Origin of the sequence: Sinomonas terricola, from assembly GCF_034931225.1 — a bacterium.
Classification (GTDB): Bacteria; Actinomycetota; Actinomycetes; order Actinomycetales; family Micrococcaceae; genus Sinomonas; species Sinomonas terricola.
In genome coordinates this window covers 188,421-203,206 of record NZ_JAYGGQ010000001.1, presented here as the reverse complement: position 1 = coordinate 203,206, position 14,786 = coordinate 188,421, and the positions used below count along the sequence as shown (strand labels likewise).

Below are 14,786 nucleotides of genomic sequence, written 5' to 3'. Positions count from 1 at the left end.
AGAGACACTACCGCCTTGCGCTGACCAGCCTAGCACCCAAATGACATCGGTGTAACTACATTGCTGTTATTCGGCGTGTCGTCGCCTTAAACGCCGAAAGCCCTCCTACTCCCAGGTTGGGGGAGTAGGAGGGTTGCGTTCATTTGGTGCTGTTGGCGATGGCTTGGGCGATGGCGAGTACTTCGTCGCCGGCCCATTCGGCTGCACAGGCTTGGCACCACATGGCGAGTTGGCTGATGTGGAGGCGTTCACCTGTTTCGGGATCGAGGTAGCGGACTGCGAGGGTTTTGTCACGGTCTTCGCCGTAGAACTGTTGGCCGCAGCTTGGGCATGGCGCGTTGGGGTGGTAGAGGCGTTCGGGGTCTAGGACTTCCTCGATCCAGCCGATGTATTGGGCTGTTTCGAGCGTCAGGTATTCCTGCCATTCGCCGTTGATGGGTTCTATGGCCCATGAGGCGATGACTTCTCTTACGGTGCCGGCGAACCTGGGGATGAGTTCGGCTTGCCGGGCTCGGGCTCGTTGGCCGATCTTCTTCTGGACTCCGAAGGCTTTCGAGTCGATGAGGATGCGGATCCCGGCTGATCCTGCGGTGCCTCCTCCGAGGCTGGGCTTGACGGCTTCAGCGAGCTGGTCCAGCAGTGCGGGAACGGATATGGGTCCTTTCGGGCCCATGGTTAGGTGGTCGGAACAGAGTCGGTGGCAGTTGTCCGCGAGGGTCACCCGTGCGGCCCCCTGATGACCACGACGGCCTCAGCGCCTCCGTCGAGTAATGCCTCAGCATCAGACCCGGAAGCTGCCACAGGGAGAACCCCACCGCCCCATGCGGTCATTGCACCGAATCGCGTGGCGCATAGCGGGCAACTCGCAATGTGCGCATTGGCCCAACCCGAGACTGGATCTGATGCAGTCACGTGCTCGATGCCGTTCTCGTCGATGTAGCTCACTCGTCCTCCTCGTCCCGTCGTGGCAGGCAGAATCCGACCTCGGCGCGCATCTCCTCGTGCTGGAAGTGGGCCTCGGATTTCGGCTGGTGCGCGTGCGTGTCGCGCCATTCGCGTGCGTGTCGGTGGCCGTGCTTGGCGGGGTATTGGATGCTCGCCCCGCAGCCGCAGGTCTCGGTGATCACAGGGCCTCCTCGATGGTCAGGATGATCCTCGGGGCACCCTTGCCGCCCCTGCGCATGTCAGGGCCTTCGACGTGCTCCCAGTCGTCGTCGTCGAGCACCCCAGCGCTCACGACGCCATCGACAGCCGCCTTGACGGTCGGCCAGTAGTTCGCTGCATCCCAGCGGCCACCGCGGACCTTCCAGATGTGGGCCACGATGCGGACCTTTCCCGCGAACGGCTCGTGCCCGAGCGCGGCGACCCGCCCAGCCTCGCGCCAGAGCTTCGTTAGCTTGGCCTTGGCGAAGTGGTGGCGGCGGTCATTCGAGTTGATCCACTCACACGGCGCCGGAACGTCCAGCTCGAGGATGCGCCGGCCGGTCACTGGCGGGCCTCTTCCGCCATTGCTCGCAGCCATTTGACCGTGGCGTCTCGATAGCTGGCCGCAGTCGCCAGCGTCTTGCGCATCCGTTCCATCGTTCCGGCTGTCGGAAGGCCCGCAAACTCGATGTCGAAGCCGACGTGCTCAGCCTCGGCTTCGTCCGCGATGGCGTCAAAGATATCCGGCATGGAAGCCTCGAAGATCTCGCCCCACGCTTCGGCGTCCAGGATTTCACGGTCCGACTCAAGCGCTGCCTTGCGGGCGCAGGCGATCGCATCCCTCAGCTTCACCACGGAGGCTCCTCTTCGGTCTCGGGCAAAGAAGAAGCCGCCTCGGCTGAGACGGCTTCGAGTCTGGATGGGTGGGGTTCGCGCATCGGCCTTTCCCTGCGCGCGCCCCTGACCATGCAGGGGCTGTGGGGTTTGGCCCCGCAGTGCGGGCACTTCACGTCCGGATGCTCCTCGGGGATGGTGAGCCCGGCCTCGGCACGGAACCAGTCAGGCGGTCCCTGGATGGGCGGCGTGGGTCCCGCCCCGATCGCCCTGGCCCGATTGCGCAGCGACTCGCGATTCAGCTTCATGAGCTTGACGAGCTCATTGATGTGCGCCGGGGTCACCCATGCCGTCGATGACCTCCGATGCGCGTCGAGCGCCATCATGACGTCGGCGAAGTCGTTGTGCCCGATCGCCTCGTGCCACGTCGCGATGGTCGCGAGGTCCACGGTGCGGCTGTCGATGATCTGGACCTTGGCGAGGAACTTCTTGGTCTCGTCGGGTGTCATCCCCACGGCTCCTCCTGCTGCGTATTGGCGGTAATGCTGCTGGTGTCAATTGCCATTGTTTCCATTGCGCGTTTTGTTCCGGTGGCGAGTTTCTGGCGTCCGGCTTTGGCGACATAGTTGGCCAGCGTGCTCGGCGGATATTTCCCCTCCCACCATTCGGCGAGGCCTGCGGCAATCCGTTCGTGGCTTATTCCCTCGGCGATGAACTGCTGGATCTGCTCAGTCACATCGTTGACCGTCCGGATGGGAACCTTGTCGGTCTGGGCAGCTTCCCATGCATGGACGATGCGGAGTGCGGCCTTCCCCTCATCGCTCATCGTGCGGCTCGCCCTGGTGACCGTTGGCTGGGAGGTGGGGACGATTTCCCCTGTTCCCCTGTTCCCCTGTTCCCCTGTTCCTATGCCGGAACTTCCGTGCAGTTGCACGGAAGTTCCGCTACTGTGCGGCGGAACTTCCGTGACTAATGCCTTCTCCCGCGTGATTTCAACGATTTTGCCGTCTTCAGGAGCGGGAAACTTGGACTTTGCGCGGCGTTCGTTGCGCTGGTGCTCCTCCCACTTGAGGATCGCGTAGTATTGCCTCCGACCGACCTCGTAGTAGGACACGTCGAAGCACTCGGAAACTTCCGCTACACAGTCGCGGAAGTTCCGCGATTTTCCGCTACTGAGTTCGGCGATGTCATCGTGCGGGAAGGCGAACCCCTCGAGCTCCTTCAGGTTCAAGGTCCCGCGGCCATGGTCGTCGGCCCAGTTCCACATAGCAATAAACAGCAGGCGCGCGACGGCACTTGCCTTTGCAGTGGATGGCGAATCCCAGAATTCAGGCTTTATCGTGCGAATTCTCGGCAAATTTCCTCCTCCCGTGCTTCCTCCGATTTGCCGCGTCCCGATTCACGACTTCTTCGCCTACAGGATCGCGGTGTGGCGGGTTCCTCGGCTCGTGCCAGACGATGCGCTGTTCGAGGTGGCAGAAGCACTCTCGGGCCCTGTAGCAGATCCCAGGCATGGAGCTGCAGCAGTCCCGACAGCACCGCTCCTCGTTCACGTGCCCTCCTTCTCGTGGCGTCTCTCGCAGATCCTCGCCATGGATGGCACGACGTAGGTCTCGCCACAGACGGCGCAGACCCATTGGGCGTCGCGCTCGGAGTCGGTCATTCGCACTCTCCTGCGGCCGCGATGATGTGGGCGTCCCAGCTCTCGTCAGGGTGAATCCAGTCGCCGCATGTGCAGACCAGGGTTTCCGCCCAGCTATTCGGAGTGCGATGTTCGGTGCGCTTGACCCGGTGACGATGGTCGGCCAGCTCGAGCTGCGCGATGCTGGACATGAGAACAGCCACGGACTCCATCTCGTGATGGGCCGCGGCCGCTGTGTAGCCGATGAGGCGGGGTGTCGGGGGCGGGGCGGTCATGGGACTACTATCACCAGCTCGCGCCAGTCCCCCTCGCGGCGGTTCATGGTCATGATCTTCCTTCCCTTCACACGCTCGTCTTCGAGGAACTTGGCGAGAGCGACGGCATGGCGGATGACCTCAGTTCGCGTGGTTCCCCGGATCGCTGCGAGGTGGTAGTTCAGCTCTGCCAGCGTCTGGGCGTTGATGTTCACGCTGAGCCGGCTCAGCTCTTGGTCGTTCACAGTCCCCACTCCTCTCGGTAGTCTTCGTGCTCGGCATACACGGCGGCGAGGGCTTCAAGCACGCCATCGACCGATGATGGCGGCGCGGGCCGAAGTGGCCAGTCGTTGACCCACTTGACAATCGCCCGTTTCGCCGCGCATTCGGCGAGGACGCGGGCCGGGTCGAACCTGCGGTCGAATGAGTTGAGCTCGCCGTCGTCGTAGTAGGGGTCGCCGTCACGGAGGATTGCCTCAACCTCGGCCCGGTGCTGATCCTCGGCGATTCTGGCCAAGAGAAATTCGGTGATTGTCATGATTCGCCTTGGTTGAAGCTCCGCCGCCGCTATCTTCGCTGCCTTCGCCACGTCAATCACGGTCGGCCTCCTTGTTTGCCATCAGGGGCCTGAATGCCTCGATCACGCGGGGTAGGCCGTCGATGACGTCGTACGAGCTGACGTCGTAGCCCCCGCAGGAATACACACTGTCGTAGATCCGCAGCATGACGTCGCGTTCGATGCCGTTAGCGTCCGCGATGGCATTTATCTTATCCACCTCGCGGGCGTAGAGATGTAAGCCACCTTCGGTTTGGAAGAAGATCTCAGCCATGGTCGGCCTCCCTCTTTCGTGGTGTTCCGATTCCACCCGGCGTATGAGTAACGCTCCATGGGTGTCTCTGGTGGTCGCGAGTCGCGCCGTGGTGGCGGTCCTGTGTTGGCCATAATCCAGATGAATCCGAGCAGGAATGCCGCACCAATGGCAACCAATGCCACGATTGCCCAATCGCTCCCTTCTGCCGCCCCCGTATCGCGGCGAGTCGGTCGTCAGTCATCGGTTCCACCTCTTCCCGCAGCTGCATATCCGACCGACAACCGGGCCATTCGGGGTGTCATGCATGTTCCACACGATGTGCCCCAACACGATGCCATGCCACCAGATCACCGTTCCCCCTCGGGTTCGTGCAGGACGGTGGCGGGAGTTGCGAGCTTGAGCCATGGGAAGGATCGGTCATCGCCGAAGACGACACCGCGCGTCGCCTCGCACTTGCATGCGATGGTCCCCGCATCCGAACGCACCACGCTCCCCACGGGCAGCGCGTCGAGTTCGGCGGCGGTCGTGACGGTGCGCGGCTTGCGGTGGGCGAGTGCAACCTCTGCTTGGTGCTGGACGAGCGACTTCATCGGGTACACGGCAGCGCCGCATTGGCAGTACGACTTCTCCGTGCCATCGTGGGCCATCGTGAAGTCCTCGTAGTGGTGCTTCCAGAGTTCGGCCGCCGGTTCGTCGCGCTCGCTCATGCTTCCTCCTCAACTGGTTCTAGCGCCGCCTCCGGGTAGATCTGCACGCTCCCCGGCTCGCGCTCGCTCTCGACGCACACTCCGCGAGGCGTGAGCGTGGTCGAGTAGTACCCGACCACGCTCCCCTGCCACGACGAGCCGCGGACCTTGCGGACGCGGTCTCCAAGCTCGAAGCTCATGCTTCCTCCCAGTCGGTGAACTCGGCGGTGTAACTAAGGCGTGTGCGGCGGACTAGCTTCGCCGGCTCGGTGCTGCGTGCGATGGCGAGTTCGGCTGTGTGGCGGAACGTGTAGGGGTCGGTCCACGTGTTGCCGTTCTCAAGCACGGTCTGGACACCCCACTCCTCGCGTGCTTCCGTCTTCCGCCACCCTGCGGCGCGGACAACGGCGGCCTGGTGGGCGGCAAAGGCGTTGTCGACGTCCGGCTGCACGAGTTCGTCGCAATGCTCGGCGATCAGTGCCCAGCACTCCGGATTGGCGCAGCGAACCTCCTCGTTGAGCAGATGTGCGTACCGAGCGTGCTCCGCGAGCAGCGCCTCCAGCCCGTCGTCTGGCGTCATGGCTGAGCTTCCTTAGGCTCGCGGACGGGTGTGTCGCCCTTGTAGTTTTCGAGGCCGCGCAAGCCAAGAGGGTTGCGGTGCTTCCCCCCGTGCGTCTCGTTCGCCTGTGTCTGGCGTTGGATCTGGAAGTCGATGGGCAGGCCGGTCAGCGACGCAAGGTACTGCCCGATAGCGAGTCCGAGGAACCAGATTGCAGGGTGGCCTATGGCGGCCCACAGTTTGTCGAATGACTCGTCGGACATGATCATGCGCACGTCCACGTCACGGTACGGGCCGCGTTCGGTCGCGGTGCCGACAAGGTACGGCCCGTAATCCGGGAAGGCGTCTCGTAGCGGCTGGCATGCCTGATCGAGCAGGAACATCTGCCGGGGTGAGAGTGCGCTCATCACGCCTCCTCGTCGATCAGGCGGTGGCCGGTGAAATCGGACATGACCTGCTCGGGCGTGTACTCTGACGAGTCCTCGTTGTCCCACCAGGTCTGCCGGTCGCCGTCGGTCCAGAGGACGAGCTCGTCGTAGGTGTTCGTCTCCCGGTGGCGGACGGCGATCCGCGCCGGAACCTCCGTGGGCAGGACGAACGTGGGCTTGGGGTCGAGGGCGGCGCGGATGTCCACCACGGCGCGCTTCCAACCACACGTGAACTCCGTCTCAGTGCACGGCTCGGGGTTACGCTCGACGGCCTCCCTTACCCGCCCGATGGTGGCGGCGAGCGCGTCACGCTCGGCTTCGGCAGCAAGCAGTGCCGATATGCGGTCCAATGCGGCGTCTAGTAGTGGGCGATCCTCGTCGTAGCAGGATTGGAACGCTACATGCTTGACGATGGCCTCCCATGCGATGACCCGTTCATCACGGGCCGGCGCAAGCTCGGTTAGGGTGCGTTCAGCCTCCGCGAGCTTGGCTCGCGGCAACGGATAGGCGTAGGTGTGCCCGACCTTGATCGTCGTGTGACCCTCGCGCACATCCGAGGGCTCGATGGTGACATCGTGGCCCTGAGCGCTCCTGATCGTGGTCATGTCAGTTCCCTTCCTTAGCCACTGCATCGGCCAACTGGTTCCAGAACTCCTGGTTCTCGCGGTAGTGCGCGAGCGGTGGGTAGCGGTAGATCGCGGCCACGGGAATCCCGGTCTTGGGGTCGAAGACCGTCTCGTCGGCGCGCTTGTGCTCTTCGATCCATTGCTGGCGGTACACGGCCTCTCGGGCCATCTCTTCCTTGTTCGGCGTCATCCTGCGCATCCGCCTTCGCGATGAGCCGTTCGATGACGGCCCGCTCGATGTGCGGGAGGGCGGCGGTGAGGGCTTCTCGCACCTCACCCTCGTTCGCCTGAGCAGGCCATCGTCCTTCCGAGCAGTAGTCGGTGGCGGCTTCTGCCCCGGCTTCGACAGCGGCCTCGGGAAGTTGGGGGTCACGCATCGGGGGCTCCTTCGTCGTAGATGGTCATCTGGCCTGCGGCCGCCAGACCGGCAGCCTTCGTGGCCGCTCTGGTCTCTGCATGGTGGTCGCGGTCATAGTGGAGGTGGCAGCCTTGGCACATGGCCTTGACGTGAGCCCGGCATTCCGGGGTGTGGCACAGGTGTGCCACCGTTAGGACGTCGGGGTCGTCGTGGGCGCAATGCCCGCAGTCGAGCAGGGTTCGCACATGTCGTCGGCCTTCACTCGAGAAGCTCCAGCTCATCTGCGCCGTACGCACTGGGCCTGCAATCTGGGAACTCGACGGCGATGGGCACGTGTCCAGCAAGCGGGCCGCCGGGAGCTATGCGGGTTATCACCGCGTCCTGACCGCATCGGATTGAGCCCTCGGCGACGACGCGGACTCGCCGGCCGGGGTAGAAGTCGGTCACCTCGGCCACCTCCCCGTGATCGCGTAAGTCCCGAAGATGACGGCGGCCATCGCCCCGGCCATGAAAAGCGCAGACCCTCCGACGCCGATCAGCACGTCCTGTCCCGACTGGCCACCCCAGACGACGAGGGCAATGAAAAGGGCAGGGATCAACCCAGCCCCGAGGAGTGCGAGAAAGCGTTTCACAGACGGTTCTCCCCCCTACTGGTTCTGAATCGTGTAGTCGGACTGGATAGAGCCGGCCGGGACATGGAAGACGTAGCTGTCAGGGCGCGCCTCCGTCCACGGCGCCAGCCAGCCATTGGCCTTCGCGGTGTGGGTGACTTCGACGCTGCGACCGCCGTCCTCGTAAATGACGGCATGGTCGGCGAACGCCTGCCTGACTGTGACAGCCGACCCGTCTTCGGCGACGTAGTTCAGGACGCGCTCTCCCTTGACGTAGCCGTAGGAGAGCATGAACGAGCCGCCGAATTTGCTGTTAATGGTCGAGCTTGTGGCAAGCGCGCGGAGCGAATGGGTTTCGTGTCCTGTCTGCACGTCGGGTGCAGGAATCAGGCACCAGAGGCCAGCCCATGCGGCCCCCAGGACTGCTCCTCCGACCATGGTCGTCAAGAGCGCATACATGAAGGCCATGAGGAGCCCGCCGGTGTAGGGTTCGGTGGCCCCGGAGGCGAGCGCGATGATCACGGCGAGGGTGAGGATAGAGAGAAATAACCAGAAGATCATAGCGGTGGTTCTCCTTCGCTGGGTTGGTTGTGGATCAGGCGTGCTATTTCGCGGGCTAGCATCTGTGCGCCGCGCTTCTTGTCGGGGTGCCCATCCACCTCGTCGGCTGCTTCTTGGGCGCGGCTGATGATGAGGAGGTCGTCGAGGCCAGCCAGCCGGGACACGAGGACGTGGCTTGCTGCCGAGGCTCTGGCAATGAAGATGACGGCGCGGATGGCTGCGGCGTCCTCGGCGGTGCGGACCGGGCTGCGGCGGAATGGGTTCCTCACGACTCCTCCCCGTCTTCGACAGTTCGGTCAGTCCAGCGCCGCTTCCCCTCAGGCCACGCCATAGAAGCGTCACCGAGGCCGCAGAACCGCGACCCGCTGTTCACGGTGTACGCCATCGGCAGCTCGTCGGACACGTGGGTCCAGACCGTTATCCCCGTCATGGTGACCGTCTCGATCGGCTTGCCGCAGCGCTTGCATTCAGTGGCGGCCTGCATCCCTGTCTCCTCTCCATAAGACCCATGCGATGCCGAGGGCGAAGATTGCCCCGAATGTCGCCGTCCCGAACACGCCGTTCGCGCACATCACGACAAAAGCCACGACGCCGAGGAACCACCAGCGGATCTTCAGCCATGGCGGGTGGACCACCGAGCGCGGATTACGGGCAGCCATCGAAGCTCCTGAGCATGTCCTTGAGTGCGGCCGCTGCCTGTTGCGGCACGACGCCGTTCCCGCAGGCCTTCAGCTGTTCGTTGCGGCTGATGGGGATGTCCGTGATCCAGCCCTCGGGGACGCCCATCATGAATTCGCAAAAGGCGGGGGATAGTCGATGGTTGCCTTTGGCGTTCAGTTCGATCGGGGCTGGGGCTTTGCGACCAAGGCACTCTTCCCAGCGGCGTATCGCTGGCCCATAAGGGCCCCAATTCGTTTCGATCTGTCCTCGTGCCAGTGGAGTTTCAGATGGTAACTCGCGCACAGCACGACCAGATTCTCGGTCGAATTGTTCGCTGGGTTCCGGTCCTTGTGGTGGACGTGCAGCTTCGACCTCGCCCCGCACTCCGTGCAGGACTTCCGCGGCATGACCTGACGCGCCCGCCATCTGTGGCTGTCCACCTGAATCACGGGTTTCGAGTTCGCACACGATTGGCTGCAATGCTCCCGCGATAGAAAGCGAGTCCTGTCCTCGAGTCGATTTCCGAAGCGGCGCCGAGTGAATGGCTTCCCGCATGCCTTGCAGGTCTTCTCGGGGTCCGGCTTGGGTGGGATTGGCATTCCAATTTCCATTCTCAATCGTCTCGTTGAGGTTCGCTACGCCGTGACCGCGAGCTCGCATCGCGGCTATCTGTTCTGGTGACTTGCCCCTCTGGGCGTCGTGGGCCTGCGGCGTCGGGAGCAGCACATGCTCAGCCACGTCCTGAATCGAGGGCTGGTGGTTCCCGGCGCGGCGCTTGTCCGGATGCTGGGAGCCGCCGTTCGTGCCGATGTTTGCGCTGGGCGTCGGCAGCAACCTCTGTGCGGCGATGGTGAGTGGCTCGCCCATGCCGTTGCCGTTGATGCCCCGCGCCTTCACGCGCTCACGGCGGGCGTCCCATGTCTCGACGCCTTCGCCGTCGTTCGCGACGGACGCTGATGGTGTCGGCAGGAGGTCCATGACCTGGGCCTCTATCAGTCCCCGCGCCTTGTTGCGGATCTGCGTTGGCCCACCCTGCGGCCCGGCGCCCTTCCACATGCGCGACGTCGGGGTGACGAGCAGGCCGATCTGATCCTCGAGTCGACCTCGCGGGTTGCCGATGGCCTCTGGATCGCGAAGGTTGTTCTTGACCCCATCAGCGCAGCGCGCAGTGCCAAGCAACTCAGTCTCGTCTCCTGGCGAGGACGAAGACCCGGAACCTGCCGTGCGGGGCTCCCACGTCGGCAGCTCGTAAGCCGCGCCATTCCGCATCGAACCCGAGAGAGGAAAGGTCTCCGAGTACGCGGCCAAGCGCTCGAAGATTGGGAGCGTGCCTTGCGCCGGACTTGGGATCCAGGCATCGAGGGCAGCGTCCCAAGTCGCGATCGATTTCACTGTCGGCACAGGCCGAATAGGCGCCACGGACGTTCTCCCATACGACGTAGGTGGGTTTGATGATGGCGATGGCCTCACGCATGCAGACCCAGAGATTGGAACGGGTGCCTTCGGTCATGCCGCGACGGCGGCCGGCGTGGCTGAGGTCTTGGCAGGGTGTCCCCCCGCTGATGAGTTCCACGGGCTCGACAGCGGCCCAGTCGATGGCGGTCATGTCGCCGTGGTTCGGGACGCCGGGCCAGTGCTCGGCCATGATCTTCGAGGGGGCTTCCTCGTACTCGGAGTACCAGGCGAGCTCGGCACCGGGGAACGCCTCCTCGATCGCTAGCGAGAGGCCTCCGTAGCCCGAACAAACTTCGCCATACTTCATGGTCGGCTCACCCCTTTCCGCGCCTTCCATGCGGCTCGATGCTTTGCCATGCATTTACGGCATACTCGCTGCCCATTGAATGGGTTTATGTATGTGTTCTCCGCGTCGAACGGGTGGCCGCTCTTGCACTCGATTTTCACGCCCATGACTGCTTGCTTCATGGCTTCCGTCAAGACCCGGGATGGGCTTCCATATCTCTTCGCTCGTAGGCGTCTCGCAGAGTTCCGCGTACTTCACCGCGCGCCCAGCTCTCTCAGAGCTTCGACCTTCCGTAGCGTCCCGTCGTCGGGCCATCCGCGCGCTCGCCTCGCTCGGATGAACTCGATGAGGCCCTTGGTGTTCGATGCGGTCTGTTCGGGCGTGGGTGGCGGGGTGATGCGTGCACCGCCGCGTGGTTCGGCTGGCAGTTCCGTGAGCGTCCCGGCGCGGCTTCTGCGCTCCCAGCACATGGAGCACAGTCCTCGCCCCCGCAGTTCGGCTGTGTCGGGGTGCTCGTCTTTGGGTGCGCCTCGTGGCCGCATCGGGCGTTGGCAGTCAGGGCAGTGCACGCAGCTCCTTCAGGTTGTCGATGTCCCAGAGGGTCGTGTCGGCCCACCCGATGCGCCGCCGCTTGCCTCTGATCCATGCGGCCAATGCGGCTGCGTGGTGTGCGATGACGACCTCAGGCGATATTGGTTCGACGGTTACCAGGCCGATTGATTTCTTCCGCCGCCGCCGTTCCCAGCACGTACTGCATAGCCCATGGCCGTAATGGGATTTCGTTCCGGGCGGGCGCATGGAGCCCTTGATCGACGAGAGCTTCCACCCGCACTCGACGCAGTTCGGCGGGTGGCTCGCCTGCCGTCGTCCTTCGCCGGTTTTCAGGGGGCCTTGCATGGTTCCTTCTCCTCCTTCCGGCGGTAGTAGTAGGCGAGCGAGTCGGCGCTGTGGGCCTTCTTGCACGCCGCGCAGGGGTCGCTGCCGAGGCGCTTGTGCTTCCGGTAGCCGCCCGGGGTCCCGTGGCGTGTGTCGGGTTCCATGCGCTGGTACTCGGCTTCGGCCATACGCCGCCAGTAGTATTCGCTGCCCTTCTTGGAGTGGGCGACCTTGCATGGCAGACAGATTGGCGTTCCTTCGCGGCGATGCTTGGAGTAGCCACTGTCCGTCCCGCATTTGGCCGCGCGGTAAGGCCTGCGGTTCGTGGTGCGGCGGGCCCGGTTCCGGGCCTCCTTGCATGCGTCGCAGGCCGGGACGCCGAGGCGTCGGTGCTGCCAGTACCCGCGAGGCTCTCCATGGTCGATCACGTCGACGAGGTTGCCACGGTAGACGTAGGTCACCGTGCCGCCCTCCGTACGCGCCGCGTCTCGCGTGCCTTCCTTGCCCGGATCAGCCGACCGCGCAGCCCGCAGTCGCAGCGGTCCGGCTCGATCACGTCGTGGCCCGAGCCGCCATATACAAAGGGCCTCCCGACTGGGAGGCCCTTGCGAGCGGTGACCGTCACCCGTCCTCATTCCCGATCCGCGCAGCCAGCTCCAGCATGTGCGGGTTGTGGCCTTCCCATGACATGTAGACGTGGCGGCGCTTACCTTCGCCAATCCAGACGAGGACGACGGGGGTCATGGTGTAGTTCTGGTAGCGCATGAACGCGCGCCCCTTCGCGGCGGGCGTCACCTCGGGCTCAATGCCGAGGAGCCGCAGCTTGTCTACGGTCGCGCGGGTGGCGGGCTCGCTGTCGCCATACACCTGGACGTGGATGGGCTCACTCCCCGCCATCGCCGACCGCCTTGGCCTCGAACGCCTGGATCAGCACGTCAGCCTCCTCGGCCGTCATCTCGGTGGGCTTGCGTGGGCTGCCAAGCTGCTCGGCTATCGCTGCCGTCTTCTCGGGAGCGGTTGCGTAGCCAGCCGCGTTCAGGGCCGCGACGAGCTGGCCGATCTGGGCTGGGGACGCCATGGGGACAGGCGTTGGCGCGGGAAGGTCCGGCAGCGGCTGCACAGTGAAGGTGGCGCTCTGGCCGCGCTTGATGAGGAGCGGCACCTTGAGCGGCTTGTCAATGCCGCTCATGTGCGAGATCCTGGTGCCCCCGACAGCCTCGCCACCGAACATGACTGACGGGTCGCAGTACAGGGTCACGCGCTGCCCGGCATACTTGGTGGCGTCGGGTCCCCACGCGGCGACGAGGACGCGGCGCATGGACTTCCCGGGCCGCCAGACGCGGGGGAACTCGGCAAGGTGGAAGTTGAACGGCTGCTCGGCGTTGCCCCGGCTCACCCGTTCGATGGTGAACGTGCGCGGCCCCGAGACGAGGTCCACCGCGTCGAGCTGGTCGGACTTCGGGGCGATTGACTCCGTGAGGTCCATGGCTAGGCAGCCTTTCTTAGTCGTGCACGGTGTGCATGTTTTGCCTTCAACCTGCATGCGCGACAGTTTCGGCGTCCGTCAGGCGTCACATAGGTATTCAGGTCATCGAGCGGATGACCACGCTTGCAGTGGAGTTTGGTTCGACTGAAAGTGACGACCACGCAACACTTTGTCCTGCATGTTGTCGAAACGTGTTCCGGGTCGCAGATGGCCAGGGTTCACGCATGGCGGGTTATCGCACGAGTGGAGAATGTGTGCGCCATCAGGGATCGACCCGAAAGTGTCAGCGTGTACGCGACGCGACTCGGTGCGCCTTCCAAACCTTCCCCTCAAACCCGAAAGTCCCATACCCCTTGTCGTCGCGCGATGCAGTCCAAATCCAGCATCCATCGGTCTTCTCTACCTTGGACCAGAACCGTTCCATCAGATCTCCATGTCCGCTAAATGATCGATGCGTTCGGTGGATGGAAGCCCTTCAGTGGATTTCAGGTATTTCTCGACCATTTCGGTCGCAGCCTTCTCGAATGCTTTGACAGCAGCTTTGATCGCATCGAACCAGCGGGTATCTGGGAACACCCGATGCGTGTAGAGCGGCATTCCGCCGCAGTAGCTGATGAAGTCGAGCCAGTCGCGGCCCGAGACGAGGAGGCCTGTCTGGATCTGGGCCATGTGTTCGAGGGGCACCTCGTTGCCGAGGATCGTCGCAAGGTGCGTCTTCTGCCGGGGCGCCTTGATTTCGATTAGCCCTTCATCGCCAACCAGGCCATCAGGTGAATAGCCCAGTTTGAACCCGTCAGCCTCGTGGATCATGAAGCCAACCCGTGTGACTGGCTCGTAGTGCTCGCTGTACAGGTCCCGGGCGATCGGCTCGCACAGTGTCCCGCGCAGCATGTCGTCTGACTGGTACGTCGGCTCGGTGTAGCCCGTGATGCGCTCGGCCACGAGGGACATGGTGAGCGCGCGGGATGTCTCGTTCGCGGCCGGTTTGATCGTCTTGGGCGTGATGAGCTGACTCATGACGGACGCTGTGACGATGCCGCGGCGTACGGCGTGCCACTGCTCTGAACCTTGCTCGATGTCGTCGTAGATGTGGAGCGTCATGCGATCTCCTCCTCCTTGAGTGCGAGGTTCTTGAACAACCCCGACGCGAGCGCGCGCGCCGCCTGCGTGAGCTCGCTCCGGTTGGGCCGCGCTTGTGATGCGCACGCGTTGTCGTGTGTGAACCGGCCGAACTCGTCCACGCCGCCCTCACAAAGCCAACAGGGGGATTCAGTGCTCATTCGGCGGCCTCCCATTCGATTTCGGCCCGGATGGTCCCGTCCGGGAAGCTGACTATTGCGGTCGCGCCTTCTGCGGTGGCCACGGTCCCGTGGCGTTGGCTGCCGTCCGGGAACACGAGGACCACGCCGTCGCCCTCACGCAGCGTCTCGGGTGTGCGGAACAAGCTTGTGAGCGCCGTGGGGATCGCGTGGGGGCGCTTCATGGCCGGTCCTCGCCATCGAGCCCCAGGAAGTCGCGCACCGTCGGGATGTCGTTCAGCAGGGCCAGCAAAGCGGCACCGAGGAAGATGCAGGCGGCGAGGAAGGCGAACGGGAAAAATTCACTCACGGAAACACGCTCCTGATATCGATATCCCAGACCGTCGAGCACGTGCGGCACTTTGCCCACGTGCACGTCGGGGAGGTTTCGCAATGCCTGTTCGTCTTGCCGACCTTCGTCCCGAAGACG

The 14,786-nt window shown here is 64.0% G+C and carries 32 protein-coding genes and 1 pseudogene; all 33 read right to left on the bottom strand.

The features are described 5' to 3' along the window. Window positions 1–139 precede the first annotated feature (139 nt). The 33 genes and pseudogenes from SPF06_RS01010 to SPF06_RS00860 all read right to left on the bottom strand — a co-directional run bounded on the left by SPF06_RS01010 (window position 140) and on the right by SPF06_RS00860 (window position 14,732). Window positions 140–673 (bottom strand): hypothetical protein, encoded by a 534-nt coding sequence (locus SPF06_RS01010; protein WP_323277062.1) that lies wholly within the window; start codon window positions 671–673, stop codon window positions 140–142. A 268-nt stretch (window positions 674–941) separates the two neighbouring features. Continuing rightward, window positions 942–1,127, bottom strand: a complete 186-nt coding sequence (locus SPF06_RS01005) for a hypothetical protein (protein ID WP_323277061.1) — start codon at window positions 1,125–1,127, stop codon at window positions 942–944. Continuing rightward, a complete protein-coding gene (locus SPF06_RS01000; protein WP_323277060.1) occupies window positions 1,124–1,489 on the bottom strand; it encodes a RusA family crossover junction endodeoxyribonuclease in 366 nt (121 codons plus the stop codon). Before SPF06_RS01000 ends, SPF06_RS01005 begins: the two co-directional genes overlap by 4 nt. Further along, window positions 1,486–1,779 (bottom strand): hypothetical protein, encoded by a 294-nt coding sequence (locus tag SPF06_RS00995; RefSeq protein ID WP_323277059.1) that lies wholly within the window; start codon window positions 1,777–1,779, stop codon window positions 1,486–1,488. Before SPF06_RS00995 ends, SPF06_RS01000 begins: the two co-directional genes overlap by 4 nt. Further along, the gene (locus SPF06_RS00990; protein ID WP_323277058.1) at window positions 1,773–2,267 is read right to left on the bottom strand and encodes a zinc finger domain-containing protein; all 495 of its coding nucleotides are present in this window, start codon (window positions 2,265–2,267) and stop codon (window positions 1,773–1,775) included. Before SPF06_RS00990 ends, SPF06_RS00995 begins: the two co-directional genes overlap by 7 nt. Next, the gene (locus SPF06_RS00985) at window positions 2,264–3,115 is read right to left on the bottom strand and encodes a hypothetical protein (protein ID WP_323277057.1); all 852 of its coding nucleotides are present in this window, start codon (window positions 3,113–3,115) and stop codon (window positions 2,264–2,266) included. Before SPF06_RS00985 ends, SPF06_RS00990 begins: the two co-directional genes overlap by 4 nt. Before the next feature lie 302 nt (window positions 3,116–3,417). After that, on the bottom strand, window positions 3,418–3,675 hold the full coding sequence (locus tag SPF06_RS00980) for a hypothetical protein (RefSeq protein WP_323277056.1): 258 nt from the start codon (window positions 3,673–3,675) through the stop codon (window positions 3,418–3,420). Continuing rightward, window positions 3,672–3,899: a hypothetical protein gene (locus tag SPF06_RS00975; RefSeq protein ID WP_323277055.1), complete on the bottom strand. Its 228-nt coding sequence runs from the start codon at window positions 3,897–3,899 to the stop codon at window positions 3,672–3,674. Before SPF06_RS00975 ends, SPF06_RS00980 begins: the two co-directional genes overlap by 4 nt. Further along, window positions 3,896–4,252: a DUF6221 family protein gene (locus tag SPF06_RS00970; RefSeq protein ID WP_323277054.1), complete on the bottom strand. Its 357-nt coding sequence runs from the start codon at window positions 4,250–4,252 to the stop codon at window positions 3,896–3,898. Before SPF06_RS00970 ends, SPF06_RS00975 begins: the two co-directional genes overlap by 4 nt. Continuing rightward, entirely contained in the window at window positions 4,245–4,484 is a 240-nt protein-coding gene (locus tag SPF06_RS00965) for a hypothetical protein (RefSeq protein ID WP_323277053.1), read from the bottom strand. Before SPF06_RS00965 ends, SPF06_RS00970 begins: the two co-directional genes overlap by 8 nt. A 329-nt stretch (window positions 4,485–4,813) precedes the next feature. Continuing rightward, window positions 4,814–5,173, bottom strand: a complete 360-nt coding sequence (locus tag SPF06_RS00960; protein ID WP_323277051.1) for a hypothetical protein — start codon at window positions 5,171–5,173, stop codon at window positions 4,814–4,816. Next, window positions 5,170–5,349 (bottom strand): annotated as a pseudogene (locus SPF06_RS00955) (hypothetical protein); the annotation flags it as partial. The gene SPF06_RS00960 and the pseudogene SPF06_RS00955, both read right to left, overlap by 4 nt. Beyond that, window positions 5,349–5,732: a hypothetical protein gene (locus tag SPF06_RS00950; RefSeq protein ID WP_323277049.1), complete on the bottom strand. Its 384-nt coding sequence runs from the start codon at window positions 5,730–5,732 to the stop codon at window positions 5,349–5,351. The gene SPF06_RS00950 and the pseudogene SPF06_RS00955, both read right to left, overlap by 1 nt. Continuing rightward, window positions 5,729–6,118, bottom strand: a complete 390-nt coding sequence (locus tag SPF06_RS00945; protein WP_323277048.1) for a hypothetical protein — start codon at window positions 6,116–6,118, stop codon at window positions 5,729–5,731. Before SPF06_RS00945 ends, SPF06_RS00950 begins: the two co-directional genes overlap by 4 nt. Next, window positions 6,118–6,744, bottom strand: a complete 627-nt coding sequence (locus SPF06_RS00940; RefSeq protein WP_323277047.1) for a hypothetical protein — start codon at window positions 6,742–6,744, stop codon at window positions 6,118–6,120. Before SPF06_RS00940 ends, SPF06_RS00945 begins: the two co-directional genes overlap by 1 nt. A gap of 1 nt (window position 6,745) precedes the next feature. Then, a complete protein-coding gene (locus tag SPF06_RS00935) occupies window positions 6,746–6,955 on the bottom strand; it encodes a hypothetical protein (protein ID WP_323277046.1) in 210 nt (69 codons plus the stop codon). Window positions 6,956–7,566: 611 nt separating this feature from the next. Further along, window positions 7,567–7,755 carry a hypothetical protein gene (locus SPF06_RS00930; RefSeq protein WP_323277044.1) on the bottom strand — a complete coding sequence of 63 codons (189 nt, stop codon included), beginning with the start codon at window positions 7,753–7,755 and terminating at the stop codon, window positions 7,567–7,569. 15 nt (window positions 7,756–7,770) lie between these two features. Next, window positions 7,771–8,295: a hypothetical protein gene (locus SPF06_RS00925; protein WP_323277043.1), complete on the bottom strand. Its 525-nt coding sequence runs from the start codon at window positions 8,293–8,295 to the stop codon at window positions 7,771–7,773. Continuing rightward, entirely contained in the window at window positions 8,292–8,564 is a 273-nt protein-coding gene (locus SPF06_RS00920) for a hypothetical protein (RefSeq protein WP_323277042.1), read from the bottom strand. The genes SPF06_RS00925 and SPF06_RS00920 overlap by 4 nt, the downstream gene beginning before the upstream one ends. Continuing rightward, window positions 8,561–8,779 (bottom strand): hypothetical protein, encoded by a 219-nt coding sequence (locus tag SPF06_RS00915; protein ID WP_323277041.1) that lies wholly within the window; start codon window positions 8,777–8,779, stop codon window positions 8,561–8,563. The genes SPF06_RS00920 and SPF06_RS00915 overlap by 4 nt, the downstream gene beginning before the upstream one ends. Next, window positions 8,763–8,954 carry a hypothetical protein gene (locus SPF06_RS00910; protein WP_323277039.1) on the bottom strand — a complete coding sequence of 64 codons (192 nt, stop codon included), beginning with the start codon at window positions 8,952–8,954 and terminating at the stop codon, window positions 8,763–8,765. Before SPF06_RS00910 ends, SPF06_RS00915 begins: the two co-directional genes overlap by 17 nt. Further along, a complete protein-coding gene (locus SPF06_RS22035; RefSeq protein WP_428985673.1) occupies window positions 8,941–9,084 on the bottom strand; it encodes a hypothetical protein in 144 nt (47 codons plus the stop codon). Before SPF06_RS22035 ends, SPF06_RS00910 begins: the two co-directional genes overlap by 14 nt. A gap of 44 nt (window positions 9,085–9,128) precedes the next feature. Then, a complete protein-coding gene (locus SPF06_RS22030) occupies window positions 9,129–9,362 on the bottom strand; it encodes an HNH endonuclease signature motif containing protein (protein ID WP_428985672.1) in 234 nt (77 codons plus the stop codon). A gap of 773 nt (window positions 9,363–10,135) precedes the next feature. Then, window positions 10,136–10,747, bottom strand: a complete 612-nt coding sequence (locus tag SPF06_RS00900) for a DNA cytosine methyltransferase (RefSeq protein ID WP_323277037.1) — start codon at window positions 10,745–10,747, stop codon at window positions 10,136–10,138. A gap of 504 nt (window positions 10,748–11,251) precedes the next feature. Then, entirely contained in the window at window positions 11,252–11,593 is a 342-nt protein-coding gene (locus tag SPF06_RS00895) for a hypothetical protein (RefSeq protein WP_323277036.1), read from the bottom strand. Further along, a complete protein-coding gene (locus tag SPF06_RS00890; protein WP_323277035.1) occupies window positions 11,578–12,033 on the bottom strand; it encodes a hypothetical protein in 456 nt (151 codons plus the stop codon). The genes SPF06_RS00895 and SPF06_RS00890 overlap by 16 nt, the downstream gene beginning before the upstream one ends. A gap of 160 nt (window positions 12,034–12,193) precedes the next feature. Beyond that, a complete protein-coding gene (locus tag SPF06_RS00885) occupies window positions 12,194–12,469 on the bottom strand; it encodes a hypothetical protein (RefSeq protein ID WP_323277034.1) in 276 nt (91 codons plus the stop codon). After that, on the bottom strand, window positions 12,456–13,058 hold the full coding sequence (locus SPF06_RS00880) for a hypothetical protein (protein ID WP_323277033.1): 603 nt from the start codon (window positions 13,056–13,058) through the stop codon (window positions 12,456–12,458). Before SPF06_RS00880 ends, SPF06_RS00885 begins: the two co-directional genes overlap by 14 nt. 102 nt (window positions 13,059–13,160) lie before the next feature. Further along, on the bottom strand, window positions 13,161–13,406 hold the full coding sequence (locus SPF06_RS22025) for an HNH endonuclease (RefSeq protein ID WP_428985700.1): 246 nt from the start codon (window positions 13,404–13,406) through the stop codon (window positions 13,161–13,163). Between the two features lie 75 nt (window positions 13,407–13,481). Next, window positions 13,482–14,159 (bottom strand): lambda exonuclease family protein, encoded by a 678-nt coding sequence (locus tag SPF06_RS00875; protein ID WP_323277032.1) that lies wholly within the window; start codon window positions 14,157–14,159, stop codon window positions 13,482–13,484. Continuing rightward, window positions 14,156–14,338 carry a hypothetical protein gene (locus tag SPF06_RS00870; protein WP_323277031.1) on the bottom strand — a complete coding sequence of 61 codons (183 nt, stop codon included), beginning with the start codon at window positions 14,336–14,338 and terminating at the stop codon, window positions 14,156–14,158. The genes SPF06_RS00875 and SPF06_RS00870 overlap by 4 nt, the downstream gene beginning before the upstream one ends. Continuing rightward, entirely contained in the window at window positions 14,335–14,541 is a 207-nt protein-coding gene (locus tag SPF06_RS00865; RefSeq protein ID WP_323277030.1) for a hypothetical protein, read from the bottom strand. Before SPF06_RS00865 ends, SPF06_RS00870 begins: the two co-directional genes overlap by 4 nt. Then, window positions 14,538–14,732 carry a hypothetical protein gene (locus SPF06_RS00860; RefSeq protein WP_323277029.1) on the bottom strand — a complete coding sequence of 65 codons (195 nt, stop codon included), beginning with the start codon at window positions 14,730–14,732 and terminating at the stop codon, window positions 14,538–14,540. The genes SPF06_RS00865 and SPF06_RS00860 overlap by 4 nt, the downstream gene beginning before the upstream one ends. Window positions 14,733–14,786: the final 54 nt, after the last annotated feature.

Coding starts and splice junctions, on each gene's coding strand:
- SPF06_RS01010 (WP_323277062.1), bottom strand. CDS start 673: ATGGGCCCGAAAGGACCCATATCCGTTCCCGCACTGCTGGACCAGCTC.
- SPF06_RS00990 (WP_323277058.1), bottom strand. CDS start 2,267: ATGACACCCGACGAGACCAAGAAGTTCCTCGCCAAGGTCCAGATCATC.
- SPF06_RS00980 (WP_323277056.1), bottom strand. CDS start 3,675: ATGACCGCCCCGCCCCCGACACCCCGCCTCATCGGCTACACAGCGGCC.
- SPF06_RS00965 (WP_323277053.1), bottom strand. CDS start 4,484: ATGGCTGAGATCTTCTTCCAAACCGAAGGTGGCTTACATCTCTACGCC.
- SPF06_RS00960 (WP_323277051.1), bottom strand. CDS start 5,173: ATGAGCGAGCGCGACGAACCGGCGGCCGAACTCTGGAAGCACCACTAC.
- SPF06_RS00950 (WP_323277049.1), bottom strand. CDS start 5,732: ATGACGCCAGACGACGGGCTGGAGGCGCTGCTCGCGGAGCACGCTCGG.
- SPF06_RS00945 (WP_323277048.1), bottom strand. CDS start 6,118: ATGAGCGCACTCTCACCCCGGCAGATGTTCCTGCTCGATCAGGCATGC.
- SPF06_RS00940 (WP_323277047.1), bottom strand. CDS start 6,744: ATGACCACGATCAGGAGCGCTCAGGGCCACGATGTCACCATCGAGCCC.
- SPF06_RS00935 (WP_323277046.1), bottom strand. CDS start 6,955: ATGACGCCGAACAAGGAAGAGATGGCCCGAGAGGCCGTGTACCGCCAG.
- SPF06_RS00925 (WP_323277043.1), bottom strand. CDS start 8,295: ATGATCTTCTGGTTATTTCTCTCTATCCTCACCCTCGCCGTGATCATC.
- SPF06_RS00915 (WP_323277041.1), bottom strand. CDS start 8,779: ATGCAGGCCGCCACTGAATGCAAGCGCTGCGGCAAGCCGATCGAGACG.
- SPF06_RS00910 (WP_323277039.1), bottom strand. CDS start 8,954: ATGGCTGCCCGTAATCCGCGCTCGGTGGTCCACCCGCCATGGCTGAAG.
- SPF06_RS22035 (WP_428985673.1), bottom strand. CDS start 9,084: ATGATGGGCGTCCCCGAGGGCTGGATCACGGACATCCCCATCAGCCGC.
- SPF06_RS22030 (WP_428985672.1), bottom strand. CDS start 9,362: ATGCCGCGGAAGTCCTGCACGGAGTGCGGGGCGAGGTCGAAGCTGCAC.
- SPF06_RS00900 (WP_323277037.1), bottom strand. CDS start 10,747: ATGGAAGGCGCGGAAAGGGGTGAGCCGACCATGAAGTATGGCGAAGTT.
- SPF06_RS00895 (WP_323277036.1), bottom strand. CDS start 11,593: ATGCAAGGCCCCCTGAAAACCGGCGAAGGACGACGGCAGGCGAGCCAC.
- SPF06_RS00885 (WP_323277034.1), bottom strand. CDS start 12,469: ATGGCGGGGAGTGAGCCCATCCACGTCCAGGTGTATGGCGACAGCGAG.
- SPF06_RS00880 (WP_323277033.1), bottom strand. CDS start 13,058: ATGGACCTCACGGAGTCAATCGCCCCGAAGTCCGACCAGCTCGACGCG.
- SPF06_RS22025 (WP_428985700.1), bottom strand. CDS start 13,406: ATGGGACTTTCGGGTTTGAGGGGAAGGTTTGGAAGGCGCACCGAGTCG.
- SPF06_RS00875 (WP_323277032.1), bottom strand. CDS start 14,159: ATGACGCTCCACATCTACGACGACATCGAGCAAGGTTCAGAGCAGTGG.
- SPF06_RS00870 (WP_323277031.1), bottom strand. CDS start 14,338: ATGAGCACTGAATCCCCCTGTTGGCTTTGTGAGGGCGGCGTGGACGAG.
- SPF06_RS00865 (WP_323277030.1), bottom strand. CDS start 14,541: ATGAAGCGCCCCCACGCGATCCCCACGGCGCTCACAAGCTTGTTCCGC.